The organism is Naasia sp. SYSU D00948 (assembly GCF_017916515.1).
Classification (GTDB): domain Bacteria; phylum Actinomycetota; class Actinomycetes; order Actinomycetales; family Microbacteriaceae; genus Naasia.
The window spans coordinates 997390-1013401 of the sequence record NZ_JAFMTA010000001.1 but is presented as its reverse complement, the minus strand read 5'-3'; the positions used below and the strand labels follow the sequence as shown (position 1 = coordinate 1013401).

19 protein-coding genes are annotated in these 16012 nt (G+C 73.2%); 15 read left to right on the top strand and 4 right to left on the bottom strand.

Features of this window, described 5'->3' with window-relative positions:
• Nucleotides 1–44 precede the first annotated feature (44 nt).
• Genes J3P30_RS04805 through flgN form a run of 4 tightly spaced genes read right to left on the bottom strand, consistent with a single transcriptional unit; the run spans nucleotide 45 to nucleotide 3265 of the window.
• Nucleotides 45–440, bottom strand: a complete 396-nt coding sequence (locus J3P30_RS04805) for a flagellar assembly protein FliW (RefSeq protein WP_210479824.1) — start codon at nucleotides 438–440, stop codon at nucleotides 45–47.
• Nucleotides 441–445: 5 nt separating this feature from the next.
• Nucleotides 446–1345 carry a flagellar hook-associated protein FlgL gene (gene flgL, locus J3P30_RS04800; RefSeq protein WP_210479823.1) on the bottom strand — a complete coding sequence of 300 codons (900 nt, stop codon included), beginning with the start codon at nucleotides 1343–1345 and terminating at the stop codon, nucleotides 446–448.
• A 5-nt stretch (nucleotides 1346–1350) separates the two neighbouring features.
• Nucleotides 1351–2775 (bottom strand): flagellar hook-associated protein FlgK, encoded by a 1425-nt coding sequence (gene flgK, locus J3P30_RS04795; protein ID WP_210479822.1) that lies wholly within the window; start codon nucleotides 2773–2775, stop codon nucleotides 1351–1353.
• Nucleotides 2776–2779: 4 nt separating this feature from the next.
• Complete coding sequence (flgN, locus tag J3P30_RS04790) at nucleotides 2780–3265, bottom strand: flagellar export chaperone FlgN (RefSeq protein WP_210479821.1); 486 nt, start codon at nucleotides 3263–3265, stop codon at nucleotides 2780–2782.
• Between the two features lie 315 nt (nucleotides 3266–3580).
• Here flgN and J3P30_RS04785 point away from each other — a divergent pair, with 315 nt between their 5' ends.
• The 15 genes from J3P30_RS04785 to J3P30_RS04715 all read left to right on the top strand — a co-directional run bounded on the left by J3P30_RS04785 (nucleotide 3581) and on the right by J3P30_RS04715 (nucleotide 16008).
• Nucleotides 3581–4399, top strand: a complete 819-nt coding sequence (locus J3P30_RS04785; RefSeq protein WP_210479820.1) for a sigma-70 family RNA polymerase sigma factor — start codon at nucleotides 3581–3583, stop codon at nucleotides 4397–4399.
• A 105-nt stretch (nucleotides 4400–4504) separates the two neighbouring features.
• Complete coding sequence (locus tag J3P30_RS04780; RefSeq protein WP_210479819.1) at nucleotides 4505–5698, top strand: flagellin; 1194 nt, start codon at nucleotides 4505–4507, stop codon at nucleotides 5696–5698.
• 84 nt (nucleotides 5699–5782) lie between these two features.
• A complete protein-coding gene (gene fliD, locus J3P30_RS15375) occupies nucleotides 5783–7165 on the top strand; it encodes a flagellar filament capping protein FliD (protein ID WP_210479818.1) in 1383 nt (460 codons plus the stop codon).
• A 1-nt stretch (nucleotide 7166) separates the two neighbouring features.
• Nucleotides 7167–7580, top strand: coding sequence for a flagellar export chaperone FliS (gene fliS, locus J3P30_RS04770; RefSeq protein WP_210479817.1), 414 nt, complete (start codon nucleotides 7167–7169; stop codon nucleotides 7578–7580).
• Nucleotides 7573–7842 carry a hypothetical protein gene (locus J3P30_RS04765; RefSeq protein ID WP_210479816.1) on the top strand — a complete coding sequence of 90 codons (270 nt, stop codon included), beginning with the start codon at nucleotides 7573–7575 and terminating at the stop codon, nucleotides 7840–7842. Before fliS ends, J3P30_RS04765 begins: the two co-directional genes overlap by 8 nt.
• 146 nt (nucleotides 7843–7988) lie before the next feature.
• Nucleotides 7989–8330: a flagellar basal body rod protein FlgB gene (locus J3P30_RS04760; protein WP_210479815.1), complete on the top strand. Its 342-nt coding sequence runs from the start codon at nucleotides 7989–7991 to the stop codon at nucleotides 8328–8330.
• On the top strand, nucleotides 8330–8722 hold the full coding sequence (locus J3P30_RS04755; RefSeq protein ID WP_210479814.1) for a flagellar basal body rod protein FlgC: 393 nt from the start codon (nucleotides 8330–8332) through the stop codon (nucleotides 8720–8722). Before J3P30_RS04760 ends, J3P30_RS04755 begins: the two co-directional genes overlap by 1 nt.
• Nucleotides 8722–9027: a flagellar hook-basal body complex protein FliE gene (gene fliE, locus J3P30_RS04750; protein ID WP_210479813.1), complete on the top strand. Its 306-nt coding sequence runs from the start codon at nucleotides 8722–8724 to the stop codon at nucleotides 9025–9027. The genes J3P30_RS04755 and fliE overlap by 1 nt, the downstream gene beginning before the upstream one ends.
• Entirely contained in the window at nucleotides 9027–10649 is a 1623-nt protein-coding gene (gene fliF, locus J3P30_RS04745) for a flagellar basal-body MS-ring/collar protein FliF (RefSeq protein WP_210479812.1), read from the top strand. The genes fliE and fliF overlap by 1 nt, the downstream gene beginning before the upstream one ends.
• A complete protein-coding gene (fliG, locus tag J3P30_RS04740) occupies nucleotides 10646–11656 on the top strand; it encodes a flagellar motor switch protein FliG (protein WP_210479811.1) in 1011 nt (336 codons plus the stop codon). Before fliF ends, fliG begins: the two co-directional genes overlap by 4 nt.
• A complete protein-coding gene (locus J3P30_RS04735) occupies nucleotides 11646–12236 on the top strand; it encodes a FliH/SctL family protein (protein WP_210479810.1) in 591 nt (196 codons plus the stop codon). Before fliG ends, J3P30_RS04735 begins: the two co-directional genes overlap by 11 nt.
• Nucleotides 12233–13564, top strand: coding sequence for a FliI/YscN family ATPase (locus tag J3P30_RS04730; RefSeq protein WP_210479809.1), 1332 nt, complete (start codon nucleotides 12233–12235; stop codon nucleotides 13562–13564). The genes J3P30_RS04735 and J3P30_RS04730 overlap by 4 nt, the downstream gene beginning before the upstream one ends.
• Nucleotides 13557–13985: a flagellar FliJ family protein gene (locus J3P30_RS04725; RefSeq protein ID WP_210479808.1), complete on the top strand. Its 429-nt coding sequence runs from the start codon at nucleotides 13557–13559 to the stop codon at nucleotides 13983–13985. Before J3P30_RS04730 ends, J3P30_RS04725 begins: the two co-directional genes overlap by 8 nt.
• Nucleotides 13982–14662 carry a C40 family peptidase gene (locus J3P30_RS04720; RefSeq protein WP_210479807.1) on the top strand — a complete coding sequence of 227 codons (681 nt, stop codon included), beginning with the start codon at nucleotides 13982–13984 and terminating at the stop codon, nucleotides 14660–14662. Before J3P30_RS04725 ends, J3P30_RS04720 begins: the two co-directional genes overlap by 4 nt.
• Nucleotides 14659–16008, top strand: a complete 1350-nt coding sequence (locus J3P30_RS04715; RefSeq protein ID WP_210479806.1) for a flagellar hook-length control protein FliK — start codon at nucleotides 14659–14661, stop codon at nucleotides 16006–16008. The genes J3P30_RS04720 and J3P30_RS04715 overlap by 4 nt, the downstream gene beginning before the upstream one ends.
• Nucleotides 16009–16012 lie beyond the last annotated feature (4 nt).

Sequence of the window (16012 nt, the reverse complement as noted above, 5' to 3'; positions counted from 1 at the left end):
CTCCGCCTGCCGAGCGCACGGCGCCGATCGGCCGCGCGACGGATCTAGGGCGCGACGAGCTGGGCCCGGATCGGCCAGTCCGTGCCGTCCAGGATGACCTGGGCGGCCGCGTTCGTCGCCGGGTTCACGAGGATCGGGGCGAACAGGTTCACCACCGGGCCGGTGTCCGTCATCGTGGCGACCACGAGGGTGTCCACCTGCTCGCTGGATTCGGCGCCGAGCGGCGTGTAGTGCTCCTCCGCGAGCTTCGGCGCGTAGTCGGGCACGAACACGCCGGGGTCGACGAGGAACAGCCGCAGGTCGGCCCCCTCGGAATCCCGGAGCGTGAACAGGCCGTCCGCGCCGTCCACCGCGCTGAGGGTGAAGTCGACCACGGGCGCGAAGCCGGGCGGCGGCGCCGTGAACGTGAGGTGGACGGTGTCGAGCTGGGTGGGAGCCATGGTCCTCACGAGAGGTAGTCGAGGAGGGTCGGTTGCAGGGCGCGGGCCGTGACCGCGAGAGCCGTCTTGTAGGTCAGCTCCTGCGCCTGCAGGTCGATGATGGCCTTCGCCGGGTCCACGTCCTCGATGCCCGACCGCTGCGTCTCGAGGGCCGTGGACTGGCTCAGGTTCGTCTCCTGCGCCTGCTCCATCCGAGCGTAGCGAGCGCCGACGAGAGCGTGCTGGGTGCTCATCCTGTCCCTGTGCGTGTCGAGCTCCGTGATCCTGCCCCAGACGTCGGCCCCCGCGCGGAGGTCGGCGACGATGTCGTCGATCAGGGCGAACAGACTTCCGCCGCCGGTCCCGAACGCGGCGGCCCCGTCGGCATCGACCAGGATCGACTCGGTGTCGTTGATCCGGCGGGCCACCGAGGCGCCGGCGGTGCCGGTGTAGGAGTACGGGGCGGCCGGATCGCTCGTGTCGAAGGCGACGCCCGCGTCCGAGGTGCCCGCGAACACGGAGCGCCCCAGGTAGGTCGTGTTGGCCTGCTGCAGCAGGTCCGCCCGCACGCCCTCGAGCTGCGTCGCGATCGCCTCCCGCGCTGCAGGAGTCATCGCGCCGCTGTTCGCGCCCTGGACCGTGAGGTCGCGCGCCTGGCGGAGCAGGTTCCCGCTGCCCGAGAGTGCGCGGTCGACCGTGGCGAGCCAGGCGAGGCCGTCCGTGATGTTGGTCGCGTACTGCTGGACGGCGCGCTGCTCGCCGCGCACCCGGAGGATGGACGCGGTCGCCGACGGATCGTCCGAGGGCCGCGAGACCGCCTTGCCGGTGGACACCCTCTCCTGGAGCTGGGCCAGCTGCGCGCGGGAGGCCTGGAGGCTGCGCTGCGAGGAGAGCAGCAGCTGCTGGTTCGTGATGCGGCCGAGCATGGGCGCTACCTTCCGACGATCCCGGTCTTGTTGATGAGCACGTCGAGCATCTCGTCGATCGCGGTGAGGACCCGGGCGGCGCCCTGGTACGCGTGCTGGTAGGTGAGCAGGTTCGCGGTCTCCTCGTCGAGGTCGACCCCGGCCTGCGAGACCTGCGCGGCCGCGGCGGTGCCGAGCGACTGCTCGCTGAGGGCGGCCTGCTGCTGCGTCGAACGCGAGAGGACCCCGATCTGCACGACGTAGGCGGACCAGGCCGCGTCGGGGCCGTCGGGGGAGCCGCTCAGCCGGCCGATCGCGTCCGCGATGCCTCCGTCCGCCCCGCCCATGCCGGGCCGCGCGGAGGCGATCCCCGTGACGTCGGTGGGCAGGACCGACAGCCCGAGCGCGGGCGGCACGCCGTCCGCGAGCGCGAAGAAGGCGGTTCCCGTGGTCCCGGACGGCGTGACGCCCGTCGAGTGCAGGTCGTTCACGGCGGCCGCGAGCGAGCCGGCGAGCCGGTCGTAGAGCGCTGCGGCCTCCGCCCAGGGCCCTCCGTTTGCGGTGGCGTCGGCGGGCGCGAGCACGGCGAGCCGTGCCGCGAGCTGTCCGCCCTCGATGTCCGCGGTGCCCCCGCCTCCGGACCACGCGACCGCCACGGGCCGCGCCCCGGCATCCTCTACTCGGGTCGCCCCCGTGACCGTCAGCGTGCGCGAAGTGGTGCCGGCGACGAGCGCGTTGCCCCCGACCACCACGTCGACGGTCGAGTCGCCGTTGTCCCGGACGGTCGCCCCGGCCAGCTCGGAGAGCCGGGTGACGAGCACGTCGCGCTGGTCGAGGAGCTCGTTGGCGGACCCGCCGGCGGCGATCGTGCGGCGGATCTGGTCGTTGAGTCTCGCCACCTGGGCGGCGGCGTCGTTGATCGTGTCCACGGTCGTCACCGTCGCGCCGCGCTCGGTGCTCCAGCCGGCCGCGGCATACGTGTAGCCCGCGGCGATCCGCGACGCGACCTGACCGGCCTCGGTGACGACGGTCGACCCCTGGCCCGGCGACCCGGGGTTGTTGGACAGGTTCTGCCAGGAGGCCCAGAACTCGGCGAGCGTGGCGGACAGGCCGTTCGTGCCGGGCTCGTTGAGCGAGTCCTCGATGGTGGACACGGCCGCCGCCGTCACGGACCAGTACCCTGCCGCCGAGGACGCCGTCCGGACGCGCGTGTCGAGGATCGAGTCGCTCAGCCGGGCGGTCCCGTCGATGCGCACGCCCTGACCGATGTTGACGCCCGTGCGGAAGACGCTGGACGACGCCGCCGACGGTCCGACGGCCGACTGGGTCACCCGCTGCCGGGTGTAGCCCTCGGTCCCGGCGTTCGCGACGTTCTGGCCGGTCAGGTCGATGGCCGCCCGCGCGGCGCGGAGGCCGGAGAAGGCGGTCTGGATCCCTCCGAACGTGCTCACCGGGTCAGAACCGCCGGTCGAACAGGTGGCCGCCGGTCGCCGCCATGGCGGTCGCTCCGCGGTCGTCGTAGACGCCCGGCTGCGGCTCGAGGTTCGCCAGGGTCTCCTGCGTCGAGCGCGATGCGGCGCGCAGGTAGGTGAGGTTCGCGTCCCGGATGTCGGCGATCTGCGCGGTCAGACCGGTGAGGGCCGTGAGGTGGGACGAGAGGATGTCCCGCCAGGCGTCGCTCGGCGCGACGCGGATCAGCTCCCGCAGGGTCGCGCCCTCGTGGGCGCCCCACGCGGCGGCCACGGACTCGGACTCGACGGTGCGCTCGATGCCCGCCTTCCGGAGCCGGGCGAGGACCTGCTCGACCTCGCGCGTCGCGAAGGGGAGCCACTTGGCCTTGCCGGCCGTCAGCAGCAGCTGCTCCTCCTCGAGCTTGAACAGCAGCAGCTCCAGGAGCTCCCGCTCCCGCCACAGGAGCGTGGAGAGCTCGTTCGCGCTCATGCTCCGTCCTTCCTGCTCCCGCCGGTCGGCCGGCGCCGGCGAGAGGATTTTTCCTCCCGCTTCTCCTTTCACAGTCGGCACCTCGTGCCGATAGGTAAGTTCGGCGCGCTCCTTCCCCCTGCTGAGCGGCCGAATGGTAGCGGTCCCTTCTTCCCCGGTCCGGGAGCCCCACGCGACCACTTGTGGGGTCTATCCGCCCCCCTCGCACGCTCCGGACAATGAGCGCGGGATGCGTGTCCGCCTGGGGAGGCGGACGGGGAGCGCTCCCGCGGCTCCGACCTCGTGCGGATCCGGTCGATGCAGGGGGAGCATTCCGTGGACCGTGCCGAGCGCAACAGGCTCGTAGAGGACAACCTCGCGATCGTGGGATACCTCGTGAACGACGTGTGCGGCCGCGCCACCCACCTCTCCCGCGACGACCTCGCCTCCGCGGGCGCCATGGGCCTCGTGCTCGCCGCGGACTCCTTCGACGCGACCCTCGGGGTGCCCTTCGGCGCATTCGCCCGCCGCCGCATCCTGGGCGCGATCGCGGACGAGATGCGCGCCTCGGACTGGGCGACCCGCACGGCTCGCCGGCGGATCAAGGAGTCCCTCGCCGTCCAGGAGTCGCTGACGGCCGCCCTCGGGCGCACCCCAACGATCGACGAGGTCGCCACCTCCCTCGGCGTGGACCGTGCCGCCGCGAGCGAGGCGCTCTCCGACGCCTCCCGCACCGTGTCGACGCTCGACGAGACCGTCGCGGACACCGTGGCGGCCCAGATCGCGAGCCCCGAGGACAGCCTGCTGGAGACCGAGCGGACGAGCTACGTCCTCGCGGCCGTCACCGCGCTGCCCGAGCGGATGCGGTACATCGTCGAGCAGATCTACTTCGAGGACCGGTCCGTCAAGGAGCTCGCCGAGGAGCTGGGCGCGACCCACTCGGCGATCTCGCAGCAGCGCGCGGAGGCGGTCCGCCTGATGCGGGACGGCCTCACCGCCCACTACGCGGACGAGCAGGCGGAGGCCGAGGAGGTGCACTCCCGGGTGGCCCCGGCGCGCCGCAGCGCCTACCTCGCCCGGCTCGCCGAGAACGCGACCGCGGCGATGGGCCGGCAGCTCGGAGGGCCGGTGCCCGCGAGGTCCGCGGTGTCGTGACCCCCGATCGGGGCGAGCGCTAACGCGCCGAACGGCGCAGCCGATAGGTGATCGTGTCGGACCACGGAAGGGCCGGCGCAACACCCTACTCATGGAGGAAATGCAATGGGGATGCAGATCAACACCAACGTCAGTGCGCTCAACACGTACCGCAACCTGACGGCGACGCAGAACAGCCTCGGCAAGTCGCTCGAGAAGCTGTCCAGCGGTCTTCGGATCAACCGTGCCTCTGACGACGCCGCCGGCCTCGTCATCTCGGAGGGTCTGAAGGCGCAGATCGGCGGCCTGCAGGTCGCCTCGCGCAACGCGCAGGACGGCATCTCGGTCGTGCAGACCGCGGAAGGCGCGCTGGGCCAGGCGCAGTCCGTGCTGCAGCGTCTGCGCGACCTCGCGGTCCAGGCGGGCAACGACTCGAACACGCAGGACGCGCGCGACGCGATCACGAAGGAAGCCACGAGCCTCGTGGCCGAGCTCGAGCGCATCGGCAACTCCACCCACTTCAACGGCCGGACGCTCCTCAACGGCGGCGGCACCGCCGGCTCGGAGCTCACGTTCCAGGTCGGCGCGAGCGGCGACGAGAACAGCCAGATCAAGGTGTCGCTGGGCGGTGCGAACCTCGTTCAGTCCGCGACCAACCTCAGCACCGGGGCCGCGACGGGTGGCACCTCGTGGGCCATCGCGTCGGACGACCTCGCCGCCGTCACCGGTCAGCTCGTGTTCCAGTCGAGCACCACCTCGACGGACGGCACGTCGACGAACGCGGTCACGGTCACCCTCGGCTCGGCGCCGACGAGCTACGCCGGCCTCGCCGAGTCGCTCAACAGCAACTCGGAGTTCGCGGCCAAGTTCACGGCGGTCGTCGACTACGAGACCACGGGCGACAAGCTGCCGAAGGGCATCACGATCAAGGCGCTCGACGGCGGCACCGTGTCCGCCGACGCGGACACCCAGACCAAGCTGGGTGGGGCCGGAACCCCGGCGACCGCCACGACCGGGATCAGCTTCGACAACGCGACCGACGCTCAGACGGCGATCAACAAGATCGACGCCGAGCTCAAGAAGGTGTCGACCGCTCGCGCGGACCTCGGTGCCGTGCAGAACCGGTTCGACTACGCGATCTCCAACATCTCGGTCGCGATCGAGAACCTGTCGGCGTCGAAGAGCCGCATCACCGACGTCGACATGGCGTCGGAGATGGTCAACTACACCCGCGCTCAGATCCTGAGCCAGAGCGGCACCGCGATGCTGGCGCAGGCGAACTCCGCCCCGCAGCTCGCGCTGCAGCTCCTGCAGGGCTAGCAGATCACCGGCCGGAGGCGCGGCTCCTGAGAGGGAGCCGCGCCTTCGGCGCACCTCATTCGACTGATCGGCAGGGGAGGGACGATGGCGGCACTGGGGATCGACGGGCTCATCAGCGGCCTCGACACCACGACGATCATCTCGCAGCTCATGCAGCTCGAGGCACAGCCGCAGACGCTGCTCAAGGGCCGCCTCACGACGACGACGACCTTCGCGAACGACCTCCGGTCGCTCAACACGGCGACCGCGCTGATCCGCGACGCCGCGAAGGCCGCCGCGACGGCCGGGTCGCTCGACCTCTTCACGGCGAAGAGCAGCGCGACGAGCGTCACCGCCACGGCGACGAAGGCGTCCAGCTCGGGCATCAGCTTCACCGTCGGGCAGACCGCGCAGGGCCACAGCGTGGTCAGCAAGGCGATGACCGTGTGGCAGGAATCCCCTCCCGTCCTCACGATCCGTGCCAAGGACGGCACGACCACCGAGGTGACGGCCTCGTCGACCTCCCTCGCCGACGTCGCCGGCGCGATCAATGCGGCGGACGCCGGGGTCAGCGCCGTCCAGGTCGCCGCCGGCACCGACGCCGACGGGACTCAGCTGTACCGGCTGCAGATCACCTCCGACGAGACCGGGGCAGCCGGCGCCTTCCAGATCTTCCGCGGAACCGCCGCCGGAATCGGCACGGGCGGCGCGTCCGTCGACCTCTCCACCGAGACCGGAGCCGCCATCGTGGCCACCGCACGAGACGCCTCGATCACTCTCTGGGGCGGAACCGCAGCCGCCCAGACCATCACGTCGCCGACCAACACCTTCGGCGGCCTGGTGCCGGGGCTCGACGTGACCGTGTCCGCGGTGGAGACCACGCCCGTCACCATCGGCGTGACGCGCAACACGACTGCGGCATCCGACGTCGCCGCCAAGCTGGTGTCCAGTCTGGCGAGCCTCTTCTCCTCCATCGCGAGCAAGACCTCCGTCTCCACCACGACCGACTCCGCCGGCCGCTCGGTGGTCAAGGGCGGTTCGCTCGCCGGGGACAGCACGACCCGCCAGCTCAAGGACTCGCTGCTCCGGGCGGCGACCGATCCCGTGGCCGGCGCATCGCCGAGCAGCATCGGGATCAGCGTCACGCGCGACGGCACGGTCGCCTTCGACGCGGAGAAGTTCCGCAAGGCGCTGGCCGAGGACCCGCAGGCGACGGCGGCGATGTTGAGCACGATCGCCGGCCGCGTCGAGAAGGCTGCCACCGAGGCGGCCGACCAGTACGACGGCTACCTCACGGGCAAGATCACCGGCCAGGATGCGGCGATCAAGACCCTCAACGAGCAGATCTCGTCATGGGACACCCGTCTCGCCCTGCGGCGGGAGACCCTGCAGAAGACGTACACCGCGCTCGAGACGGCCCTCGGCACCCTCCAATCCCAGTCCACCTGGCTCACCTCGCAGCTGAGCTCACTCACGAAGAGCAGTTGACATGAACGATCTCGCCGCCGCCCGCGCCGCCTACAACCGCGACGCCGTGCTCTCCGCATCCCCGGCCCGGCTGCTCACGATGCTCTACGACCGGCTCCTGCTCGACCTGCACCGCGCGGAGGCGGCGCAGGGGGCGCAGAACTGGACGGTCGCCGCGCAGAACCTGCTGCACGCCCAGGACATCGTCGCGGAGCTCACGTCATCCCTGAAGCCGGACCTCTGGGAGGGCGGGCCGAACCTGCTCGCGCTCTACCAGTTCGTGAGCCGGTCCCTGGTCAGCGCGAACGTGTACAAGGACCCCGCCCGCACCCGGGAGTGCATCGCGCTCCTCGAGCCGCTGCGCGCTGCGTGGCACGAGGCGGCCGCCGAGACGCCCGCTCCCGCCTACCAGGGCCTCGGCCAGGTCCTTGCCTGAGAACGAGTGGCCGGCCGTGCTCGACGACCTCGAGCGCCGGCTCGCCGTCGGTGCCCGTGAGGACTGGGCGCCGCCCACCGGGCTCGCACCGCTCCCGGTGGAGCTCGGTCCCCGGGCGCGAGCCCTCGTGGCCGCCCAGCTCGCCGCCATCGCAGGGGTCGAGGAGCAGCTGCAGCGCCTGCGCGACGAGCTCGCGACCCTGCGCCGGCCGCAGAGCCGGCGCCCCGATGAGGGGCCGGCGTACATCGACACCGTCGCGTGACCACATCGGGGGTGACCACATCGGGGGGTGAACCTCGTCCTTACCGTTCGACCCGAGAGGGCCGATAGCACCCAGAGAGCACGGATCGCTCGTTCCCTCGGCCACGGATCGGCCGCCGCCTCCTGAACCTCCGACAGGACGACGACGTGTTCGATTCGCTCACGACCACTGCGCTCACCACCGCGCTGACGGGTCTGTCCGCGCGGCAGCGCGCCATCGCGGACAACATCGCGAACGTCAACACGCCCGGCTACCAGGCGAAGCGGGTGCAGTTCGAGGACGCGCTCGCGACGAGCGTCGCCCGCGGCGGCGGCACTGCCGCGATCACGACGAAGCTCTCGCTCGAGCCGACGAACACCGAGGGCAACAACGTCAACCTTGACACCGAGACGCTCTCCAACATCGACACCGTCCTGCGGTACCAGTTCGCGGCACGGGCGGTCGAGGGCGAGTTCACCTCCGCGCGCACGGCGATGAGGACGAGCTGATGACCTTCGACGCCATCGGCATCGCCGGCTCCGCCCTCACCGTCCACCGCAAGTGGCTCGACGCGATCTCCGACAACCTCGCCAACATCAACACGGCGACCTCGACCGCTGACGCCGCCTTCCAGGAGCGCTTCGTCATCGCCCGCGCCAACGAGCGGAACGGCGGGGTGAACGTCGCCGGCACGACCCTCGGCAGCGCGGAGGGCCGGCTCGCCTACGACCCCACCAGCCCGCTCGCGGACGCGGAGGGGATGGTCCGGCTGCCGGACATCGACCTCTCGCAGCAGATGAGCAGCCTGATCATGGCCCAGCGCGGCTACGAGGCCAACGCGGCCGTGGTGGACCGCGCGAAGAGCACCTACGAGGCCGCGCTGCAGATCGGGAGGTCCTGATGCCCGTTCCCGGGATCTCCGGCGTCTCCGGCGTCTCCTCCGCCTTCCCCGCGACCGCGGCAGCGCGAGTGGGGGCCCCCTCCGCCACTGCGTTCGGCGATGTGCTCACGTCCGCAGTCGAGAACCTGCAGAACGTCCAGCAGGCCTCGAGTCAGCTGGCGGTCGCGGCCGTCACCGGTGACCTCAACGACATCCACCAGGCGACGATCGCCTCGACCCGGGCCGCGGTCACCCTCGAGCTGGTCTCCACGGTCCGCAACAGGGGCGTCGAGGCGTTCAACGAGATCATGAGGATGCAGGCCTGATGCCGACCCAGGTCTCCTCCGCGCTCTCGCGTCTGGTCGGTGCGATCCGCGAGTTCACCATCGCCCAGCGCACCCTCGCCCTCATCGGCGTCGCCGTGCTCGTCCTGGGCGGCGCGGCGCTCACGGCGTGGATCGCGCAGCCCCGCTACTCGCCCCTCTTCTCGGGCCTGTCCGGCGAGGACGCCAGCGCGATCGTCGATCAGCTCGAGGCGGACGGCGTCGACTACCAGCTCGCCGACGGCGGATCGACCATCCTCGTGCCCGCCGACAAGGTGGACCAGGAGCGCATCGCGGCGGCGGCCGCGGGCCTGCCGACCGAGGGCACGAGCGGCTACCAACTCCTCGACGACATGGGCGTGACGGCGAGCGAGTTCCAGCAGGACGTCACGTACAAGCGGGCGATCGAGGGCGAGCTGTCCTCCACGATCTCGGCCATCCGCGGCGTCAAGGCCGCCTCGGTGCAGCTCGCGATCCCGGAGGAGAGCGTCTTCGTCTCCGAGCAGGTCGACCCGACCGCCTCGGTGTTCCTCGAGACCTCCGGCACGCTGTCGGAGGAGCAGGTCCAGGCGATCGTGCATCTCACCTCCGCCGCCGTCGACGGGCTCCTGCCCGAGAACGTCTCCGTCGTCGACTCCCGGGGCACCCTGCTCTCGGTCGTCGGCGAGGGCACGGTGGGCGACGCGTCGGCGCAGGCGAGCGACTACGAGCAGCGCGTGCGCCAGACCGTGCAGGCGATGCTCGACCAGGTCGTCGGCCCGGGCAACTCGACCGTCGTGGTCAACGCCGTCGTGAGCAACGAGTCCGCCCAGCGCGTCGAGGAGAGCTACACGGTCCCGGAGGGCGCGCCCGCGCTCAGCGAGACCAGCACGACCGAGTCCTACAGCGGCAGCGGGAACGCGTCCACCGGCGTCCTCGGCCCGGACAACATCGCAGTCCCCTCCGGCGAGGGCGACGGCAGCTACGTCAACGAGTCCGAGACGAGGAACAACGCGGTCGACAAGGTGACGGAGACGACCGAGATCCCCGCGGGGGCGATCTCCCGGCAGACGGTGTCGGTCGCCGTCAACTCCGATGCCGTGACGAACATCAACGAGCAGACGATCTCGAACCTCGTGTCGGCCGCGGCGGGCATCCAGCCGAACCGCGGCGACCAGATCACCGTCGAAGCGGCGTCGTTCTCGACCTCGACCGCCGACCGGGCAGCGCAGGCACTGCAGGAGGCCGAGGCGGCCGAGCAGCAGGAGACCCTGCTGCGGACCATCACGATCGCCGCGCTCGTCCTGGCGGTGACCGTCGTGCTCATCGTCGCGCTCGTGCTCCTCCGCAAGCGCGCCCGCCGCCGCCCGGAGCCCCTGGACGTCGGCGCCCTGCCGGTCGCGCCGGCAGGGGACGGCCGCCCGCCCGGCCTGGACCCGGCGGCGGCGGTCGCCTGGCCCCTCGCGCCCGGGGCCACCCCGCCCCAGCTCGGCGACCTCCCGACCGTGCCTCTCGGCCCTCTCGCCTCTCAAGCGCCGAGCGAGTTCGAGCGCATCCAGGCGGACATCAACGCCCTCGCCGGCAGCGACCCCGGCAAGACCGCGGACTACCTGCGGGCGCTCATGGATGATCGGCAGGCCGTGTGAGCTCGCCCCGCACCCTGACCGGGACGCAGAAGGCGGCTCTCGTGCTGATGAACCTCAGCAGGGAGCACGCCGCCGTCGTCATGCGGCAGTTCAGCGAGCAGGAGGCCGAGGAGATCGCGGCCGAGATCGTGCGCCTGCGCAACGTGGACGCGGGCACCGCGGAGTCGGCGATCCGCGAGTTCAGCGAGCGCAGCACCGGCCGCTCCGCGAACGCCCGCGGAGGCCGCGACTTCGCGGCCGGCCTCCTGGAGGCGTCCTTCGGCGCGGACCGCGCCCAGGGACTCCTGGAGCGCCTCGAGGCGGGGTCGAGCTTCGAGTTCCTCGACGGGGCGGACGCGGTCCAGGTCTCGTCCCTGCTCGACGGCGAGCTGCCCGACACCATCGCGTTCGTCCTCACGAGGCTCCGCACCGACCTCGCGTCCGCCGTGCTCGCACGGCTCGATCCCGTCGTCCGGGTGGACGTCGCCCAGGCCATCGCCACCATGGGGACCCCGACCCCTGAGGCGGTCAGCATCGTCACCGCCGTGCTGAAGCAGCGCGCGCGGGCGATCGTCCTTCCGCAGGAGAAGGTGCAGGCCTCGGGCGGGCTCCAGCCGCTCGTCGACATCATCAAGCGGTCGGACGCCGCCACCGAGCGGGACCTGCTCGCGGCGCTCGACGAGCGGGACGGCGAGCTCGCGGAGCAGGTCCGGTCGCGGATGCTCGGCTTCGACGACATCGTCACCCTCGAGGAGCGGGACGTCCAGCAGGTGCTGCGCAGTCTCGACCCGGCGATGCTCGCGATCGCGATGAAGGGTGCCAGCCAGCAGGTCGTCGACACGATCCGCGGCAACATGTCCGAGCGCAACCGCACGATGCTCGACGAGGAGAGCCAGCTGCTCGGCCGCGTCCTCAAGGGACAGGTCGACGAGGCGCGCAGCCAGGTGGTCCGCGCGATCCGCGACCTCGAGGCCTCCGGCACGATCACCGTCCACCGCAGCGCGGAGGAGGAGGAGTATGTCGACTGACTTCGCTCCCCTCGCCTACCCCGTCCTGCGGGACGACGCTGCGCGCGGCATCGAGGAGCGCGCGCGGATCCAGGGGCACGCCGCCGGGTACGCCGCGGGCCGCCGAGAGGCGGCCGCGACGCTCGAGAGCGAGCGCGCGGCTCGCCAGGCGGAGCACGACCGCGTGCTCACCGACGGTCGTGCGCGCATCCAGTCGGCGGCGGCGGCGCTCTCCGCTGGCGCGGCGCAGCTGGCGGCCGCCACGGCGCCGGTGCTCGCGGAGGCCGACGCCGCACTGCTCTCCGCCGCGGTCGAGCTCGCCGAAGCCCTCCTGCTCCGCGAGCTGGACGAGCGCCCCGATGCACCCCTCGCCCGCGTCCGCCGCGTCCTCGCGGCCGCGGCCGGCTCCTCGCCGCTGCGCGTCCGCCTGGCCCCCGCCGACGCCGAGCTCGCCGGCCCGTCCATCGGGGACGTGACCGTGGTGCCGGATCCCTCGCTGCGCCCCGGCGATGCGGTCGTGGACCTGCCGGACGGTGTGCTCGACGCCCGCGTCGGCGCCGCCCTCGAGCGCGCCCGGGCCGCCCTCCAGGTCCTGCGGTGACGGCGGCACTGACGCGGCGTCCCGCCGCGCTCGACGACGTGCTCCGCGCGGCCGCCCCCGAGCGCGGGGGCGTCGTGGCGTCCATCGCCGGCGTCGGCGCCGAAATCCGGGGTCTGCCCGGCGCGATCGGCGATCTCCTGCTGGTCGGCGAGCGGGGTGCGCGGGCGGAGGTCGTCGCGGTCGACGGCAGCGGCCTCACTGTGATGCCGCTCGACCCCCTCGACGGCATCCCCGCCGGCGCTCCCGTCCGCTCCACCCGCACTCACATGCGCGTCCCGGTCGGCTCCGCCCTCCTCGGCCGCGTCCTCGACGCGACGGGACGCCCGATCGACGGGCTGGGGCCGCTGCGCGCCGCGCGCACGGTCCCCATCGACAACGAGCCGCCGTCCGCACTGCACCGAGCCCGTGTCGACGCCGCACTGCCCCTCGGAGTGCGGGTGCTCGACACCCTCACCACCGTCGGCCTCGGGCAGCGCATCGGCCTCTTCGCCGGATCCGGCGTCGGCAAGTCGTCGCTGCTGTCGATGATCGCGCGCGGCACCGACGCTGAGGTCTCGGTGATCGCGCTCATCGGAGAGCGCGGACGGGAGGTCCGCGAGTTCCTGGAGGACGACCTCGGCGAGGCCGGCCTGCGCCGGTCCGTCGTCATCGTGTCGACCGCGGACCAGCCGGCCCTGCTGCGCGTCCGGGCGGCCTTCACCGCCACCCGCATCGCCGAGTCGTTCCGCGAGGAGGGGGCGCACGCGGTCCTCATGATGGATTCGCTGACCCGTGTGGCGATGGCGCAGCGCGAGATCGGCCTGGCGGTGGGGGAGCCCCCGGCGACGCGCGGCTACCCGCCCTCCGTGTTCGGCCTTCTCGCGCGGCTGCTCGAGCGCGCGGGCACGGGCGAGCGCGGATCCGTGACGGGCGTGTACACGGTGCTCGTCGACGGCGACGACCACAACGAGCCGATCGCCGACACGGCCCGCTCGATCCTCGACGGCCACATCACCCTGGATCGACGGCTGGCGTCGGCCGGGCACTTCCCGAGCGTCGACGTGCTGAGCTCGGTGTCGCGCGTGGCGGGGAAGGTGTGCCGGCCCGAGCAGCTCGCCGCCGCGCGGGCGCTCCGGCAGGGCCTCGCCGCCCGGCGCGACGTGCAGGACCTCCTCGACGTCGGGGCCTACGCGCGGGGGGCGAGCCCGCTCGTCGACGCGGTCCTGGACCTGGATGCGGAGATCACGGCCTTCCTCCAGCAGGGCATCGATGAGCCGGCTCCGGTCGCGCTCTCGTGGCGCCGGCTCGGCGACCTCGCCGCCCGACTGAGGGAGGCGGCGCATGGCTGACTTCTCCCTGGCCGGGCTCCTGCGGCTCCGCCGGCGCCAGGAGGACCAGGCCGCCGGAGCCCTCCTCCGTGCGCGCTCGCGCGCCTCGGAGCTCGCCGCCCAGCGCACCGGCGTCCGCGAGGCGATGCTCGAGCACCCCGAGGAGGCCGGCTCCATCGAGGCCCTCCACGCCATCGCCGCCGCCCGCGCATCCACCTCGAGCATGCTGGCGGACCTCCGCTCGCTCCAGGTCGAGCACGAGGCCGAGGTGGATCGCGCCGCCGCCGCTCACGAGAAGGCGCGTGCCGCGCGCATCGCCCTCGAGAAGCTGGAGACCCGGCACGCGGAGGCCCAGATTGCGGCCGAGCTGCGCGGCGAGCAGGCCGTGCTCGACGAGCTGGCGGGCCGTCCCGCGAGGCGGAACCCCGGGGAGGACCGATGACCGCGATCCCCGCCTCTGTCGAGGCGGTCCAGTCCCGCATCGCCGAGATCGTCTCGCGTCTCGAGGGGACGCCGGCGACTCCCGCGGCGGGCACGAGCGCGACCTCGTTCGCGGAGGCGCTCGAGGCGGCGACCGGAACCTCGGCGCTGCTCGGGGACGGCAGCGTCAGCGGCGCGGACGTCGCAGCAGCCGCCCACAAGTACCTCGGCGTCCCCTACGTCCTCGGCGGGACCTCGTCGAGCGGCATCGACTGCTCGGGGCTCGTCCAGCGCGTCTTCGCCGACCTCGGCATCGACGTCCCGCGTCTCGTCCGCGACCAGGAGGACATCGGGACGGAGGTGCCCTCCCTCGCCGAGGCGCGGCCCGGCGACCTCCTCGTCCTCGAAGGCGGCGACCACATCGCCATCTACCTCGGCGACAACACCGTGATCCACGCGCCCTACGAGGGGCGGACGGTGTCCGTCCAGAAGCTGTGGGTCGGCGAGGAGGGGATCACGACGATCCGCCGCGTCGTCCCGGCCGAGGCGGCGCCGGCGCCGGCGTCGCTGCTCGGCGGGGGCACGTCCTCGCTGGACTCCCTCTCCGCCCTGCTCGGGGGAGGGACGTCCGTCAGCTCGTCCACCGCGCAGCAGCTGATGGCCGCCCGCGCCGCCCTCCTCTCGGGGAGCCTCGCATGAGCCCGGTACCGGTCGCGGCTCCCTCCGCCGCAGCCGTCGCGTCCCGGCCCGGCACCGGATCCGCCTCGCCGGGGAAGTCGGCGGCCGGGTTCGGCGCCGCGCTCGAGGAGGCCGTCGGGCGCACGCCGGCAGAATCGGGCGCCGGGGGGCGCCCTCCGGAGGAGCCCGTCGACACGGATGCCGGCGCGTCTCCCGACGCCCCGGGCGATCTGCGGTCGGCCGGAGCCGTCCTGCCCGCCGCCCTGCCGTTCCTCGTCGCCGCGCACGCGCCGGCGGGTGCTCCCGTTCCGGCAGAGGGCGCGTCGGCCGTCGGCGCGGTACCGACCGGAGCGGCAGCAGTCGCCGCTTCCACTCCGAGTGCGGACGCGACTGCCACGGCGTCCGGAGGATGGTTCGCGTCGGGAGCGGCATCCGCTCCCGAGGCCGCATCGGTCACTCCCGCCGCACCGGTCCCCGCCATCCCCGTCTCCGCACTGCGAGGCGCCGGCACGGCCGCTGCAGGGGAGCTTCCGGACGCCGGCGCGGCCGTCGATGATGGGGCAGTCGTCCTGGCCGCTGCCGACGCGCCGACGGTCGCCGAATCCGGGTTCACCACGCCCGGCACGACAGCGGCGGCCGGAACCAGCGCACCGGCGGCTCCGGCGCCGAACGCACCCGCTGCTCAGCCCGCCGCCCGCCTCGGCGCTCCGGCTCTCCACGCGCGGGACGGCGACATCCTGACCGCCGGAGCCGGGCTCCCGCCCGCTGCCGCCGCGCTCGACGCTGCCGGTCGCCCGGACCCGCAGAACGCAGCCGCCGCGCAGGTCCCGGCCACGACGGCCCCGCCCGCCCTGCCGCCGGACGCCGCTCCCGTCGCCGGAATCCCGGCCCCCACCGGTCCCGCGACCCCAGCGCCCGCCCCGGTCGCCGCACCCCCGCCCGCGCCTGCCGCTGCGCCCCCGCCGCTGCCGCAGCAGCTCGCCGCGCCGATCCTGGACCTGCAGGCCGCCGCGCCGGGCGAGCACATCATCACGGTCCGGGTCGCTCCGGAGAACCTCGGTCCCGTCACCGTCCGCGCCCAGGTCACGGCGGACGGCATGACCGTCGAGCTCTTCGCGCCCACCGACCAGGCCCGGGACGCGCTCAAGGCGATCCTCCCCGACCTGCGGCGCGACCTCGCGCAGTCGGGCGCGGGGACCAGCGTCGGGCTGGGCGCCGGGGACTCCGGCGCCGGTTCCCGCGACGAGCGCCGGGAGCAGCAGCCGGAGCGCACCCTCCAAGCGTTCACCGTGCCGGCTCCCGTGCCCTCCGGCCCGCGCGCGGTGCGCTCGGCCGACCCCCGATCCGTCCTCGATGTACTGGCCTAGGCAG

Bases quoted from the DNA above. Each gene is read 5' to 3' on its own strand.
- J3P30_RS04805 (WP_210479824.1), bottom strand. From the start codon at position 440: ATGGCTCCCACCCAGCTCGACACCGTCCACCTCACGTTCACGGCGCCG.
- flgL (WP_210479823.1), bottom strand. From the start codon at position 1,345: ATGCTCGGCCGCATCACGAACCAGCAGCTGCTGCTCTCCTCGCAGCGC.
- flgN (WP_210479821.1), bottom strand. From the start codon at position 3,265: ATGAGCGCGAACGAGCTCTCCACGCTCCTGTGGCGGGAGCGGGAGCTC.
- J3P30_RS04780 (WP_210479819.1), top strand. From the start codon at position 4,505: ATGGGGATGCAGATCAACACCAACGTCAGTGCGCTCAACACGTACCGC.
- fliD (WP_210479818.1), top strand. From the start codon at position 5,783: ATGGCGGCACTGGGGATCGACGGGCTCATCAGCGGCCTCGACACCACG.
- fliS (WP_210479817.1), top strand. From the start codon at position 7,167: ATGAACGATCTCGCCGCCGCCCGCGCCGCCTACAACCGCGACGCCGTG.
- J3P30_RS04755 (WP_210479814.1), top strand. From the start codon at position 8,330: ATGACCTTCGACGCCATCGGCATCGCCGGCTCCGCCCTCACCGTCCAC.
- fliE (WP_210479813.1), top strand. From the start codon at position 8,722: ATGCCCGTTCCCGGGATCTCCGGCGTCTCCGGCGTCTCCTCCGCCTTC.
- fliF (WP_210479812.1), top strand. From the start codon at position 9,027: ATGCCGACCCAGGTCTCCTCCGCGCTCTCGCGTCTGGTCGGTGCGATC.
- J3P30_RS04735 (WP_210479810.1), top strand. From the start codon at position 11,646: ATGTCGACTGACTTCGCTCCCCTCGCCTACCCCGTCCTGCGGGACGAC.
- J3P30_RS04725 (WP_210479808.1), top strand. From the start codon at position 13,557: ATGGCTGACTTCTCCCTGGCCGGGCTCCTGCGGCTCCGCCGGCGCCAG.
- J3P30_RS04720 (WP_210479807.1), top strand. From the start codon at position 13,982: ATGACCGCGATCCCCGCCTCTGTCGAGGCGGTCCAGTCCCGCATCGCC.
- J3P30_RS04715 (WP_210479806.1), top strand. From the start codon at position 14,659: ATGAGCCCGGTACCGGTCGCGGCTCCCTCCGCCGCAGCCGTCGCGTCC.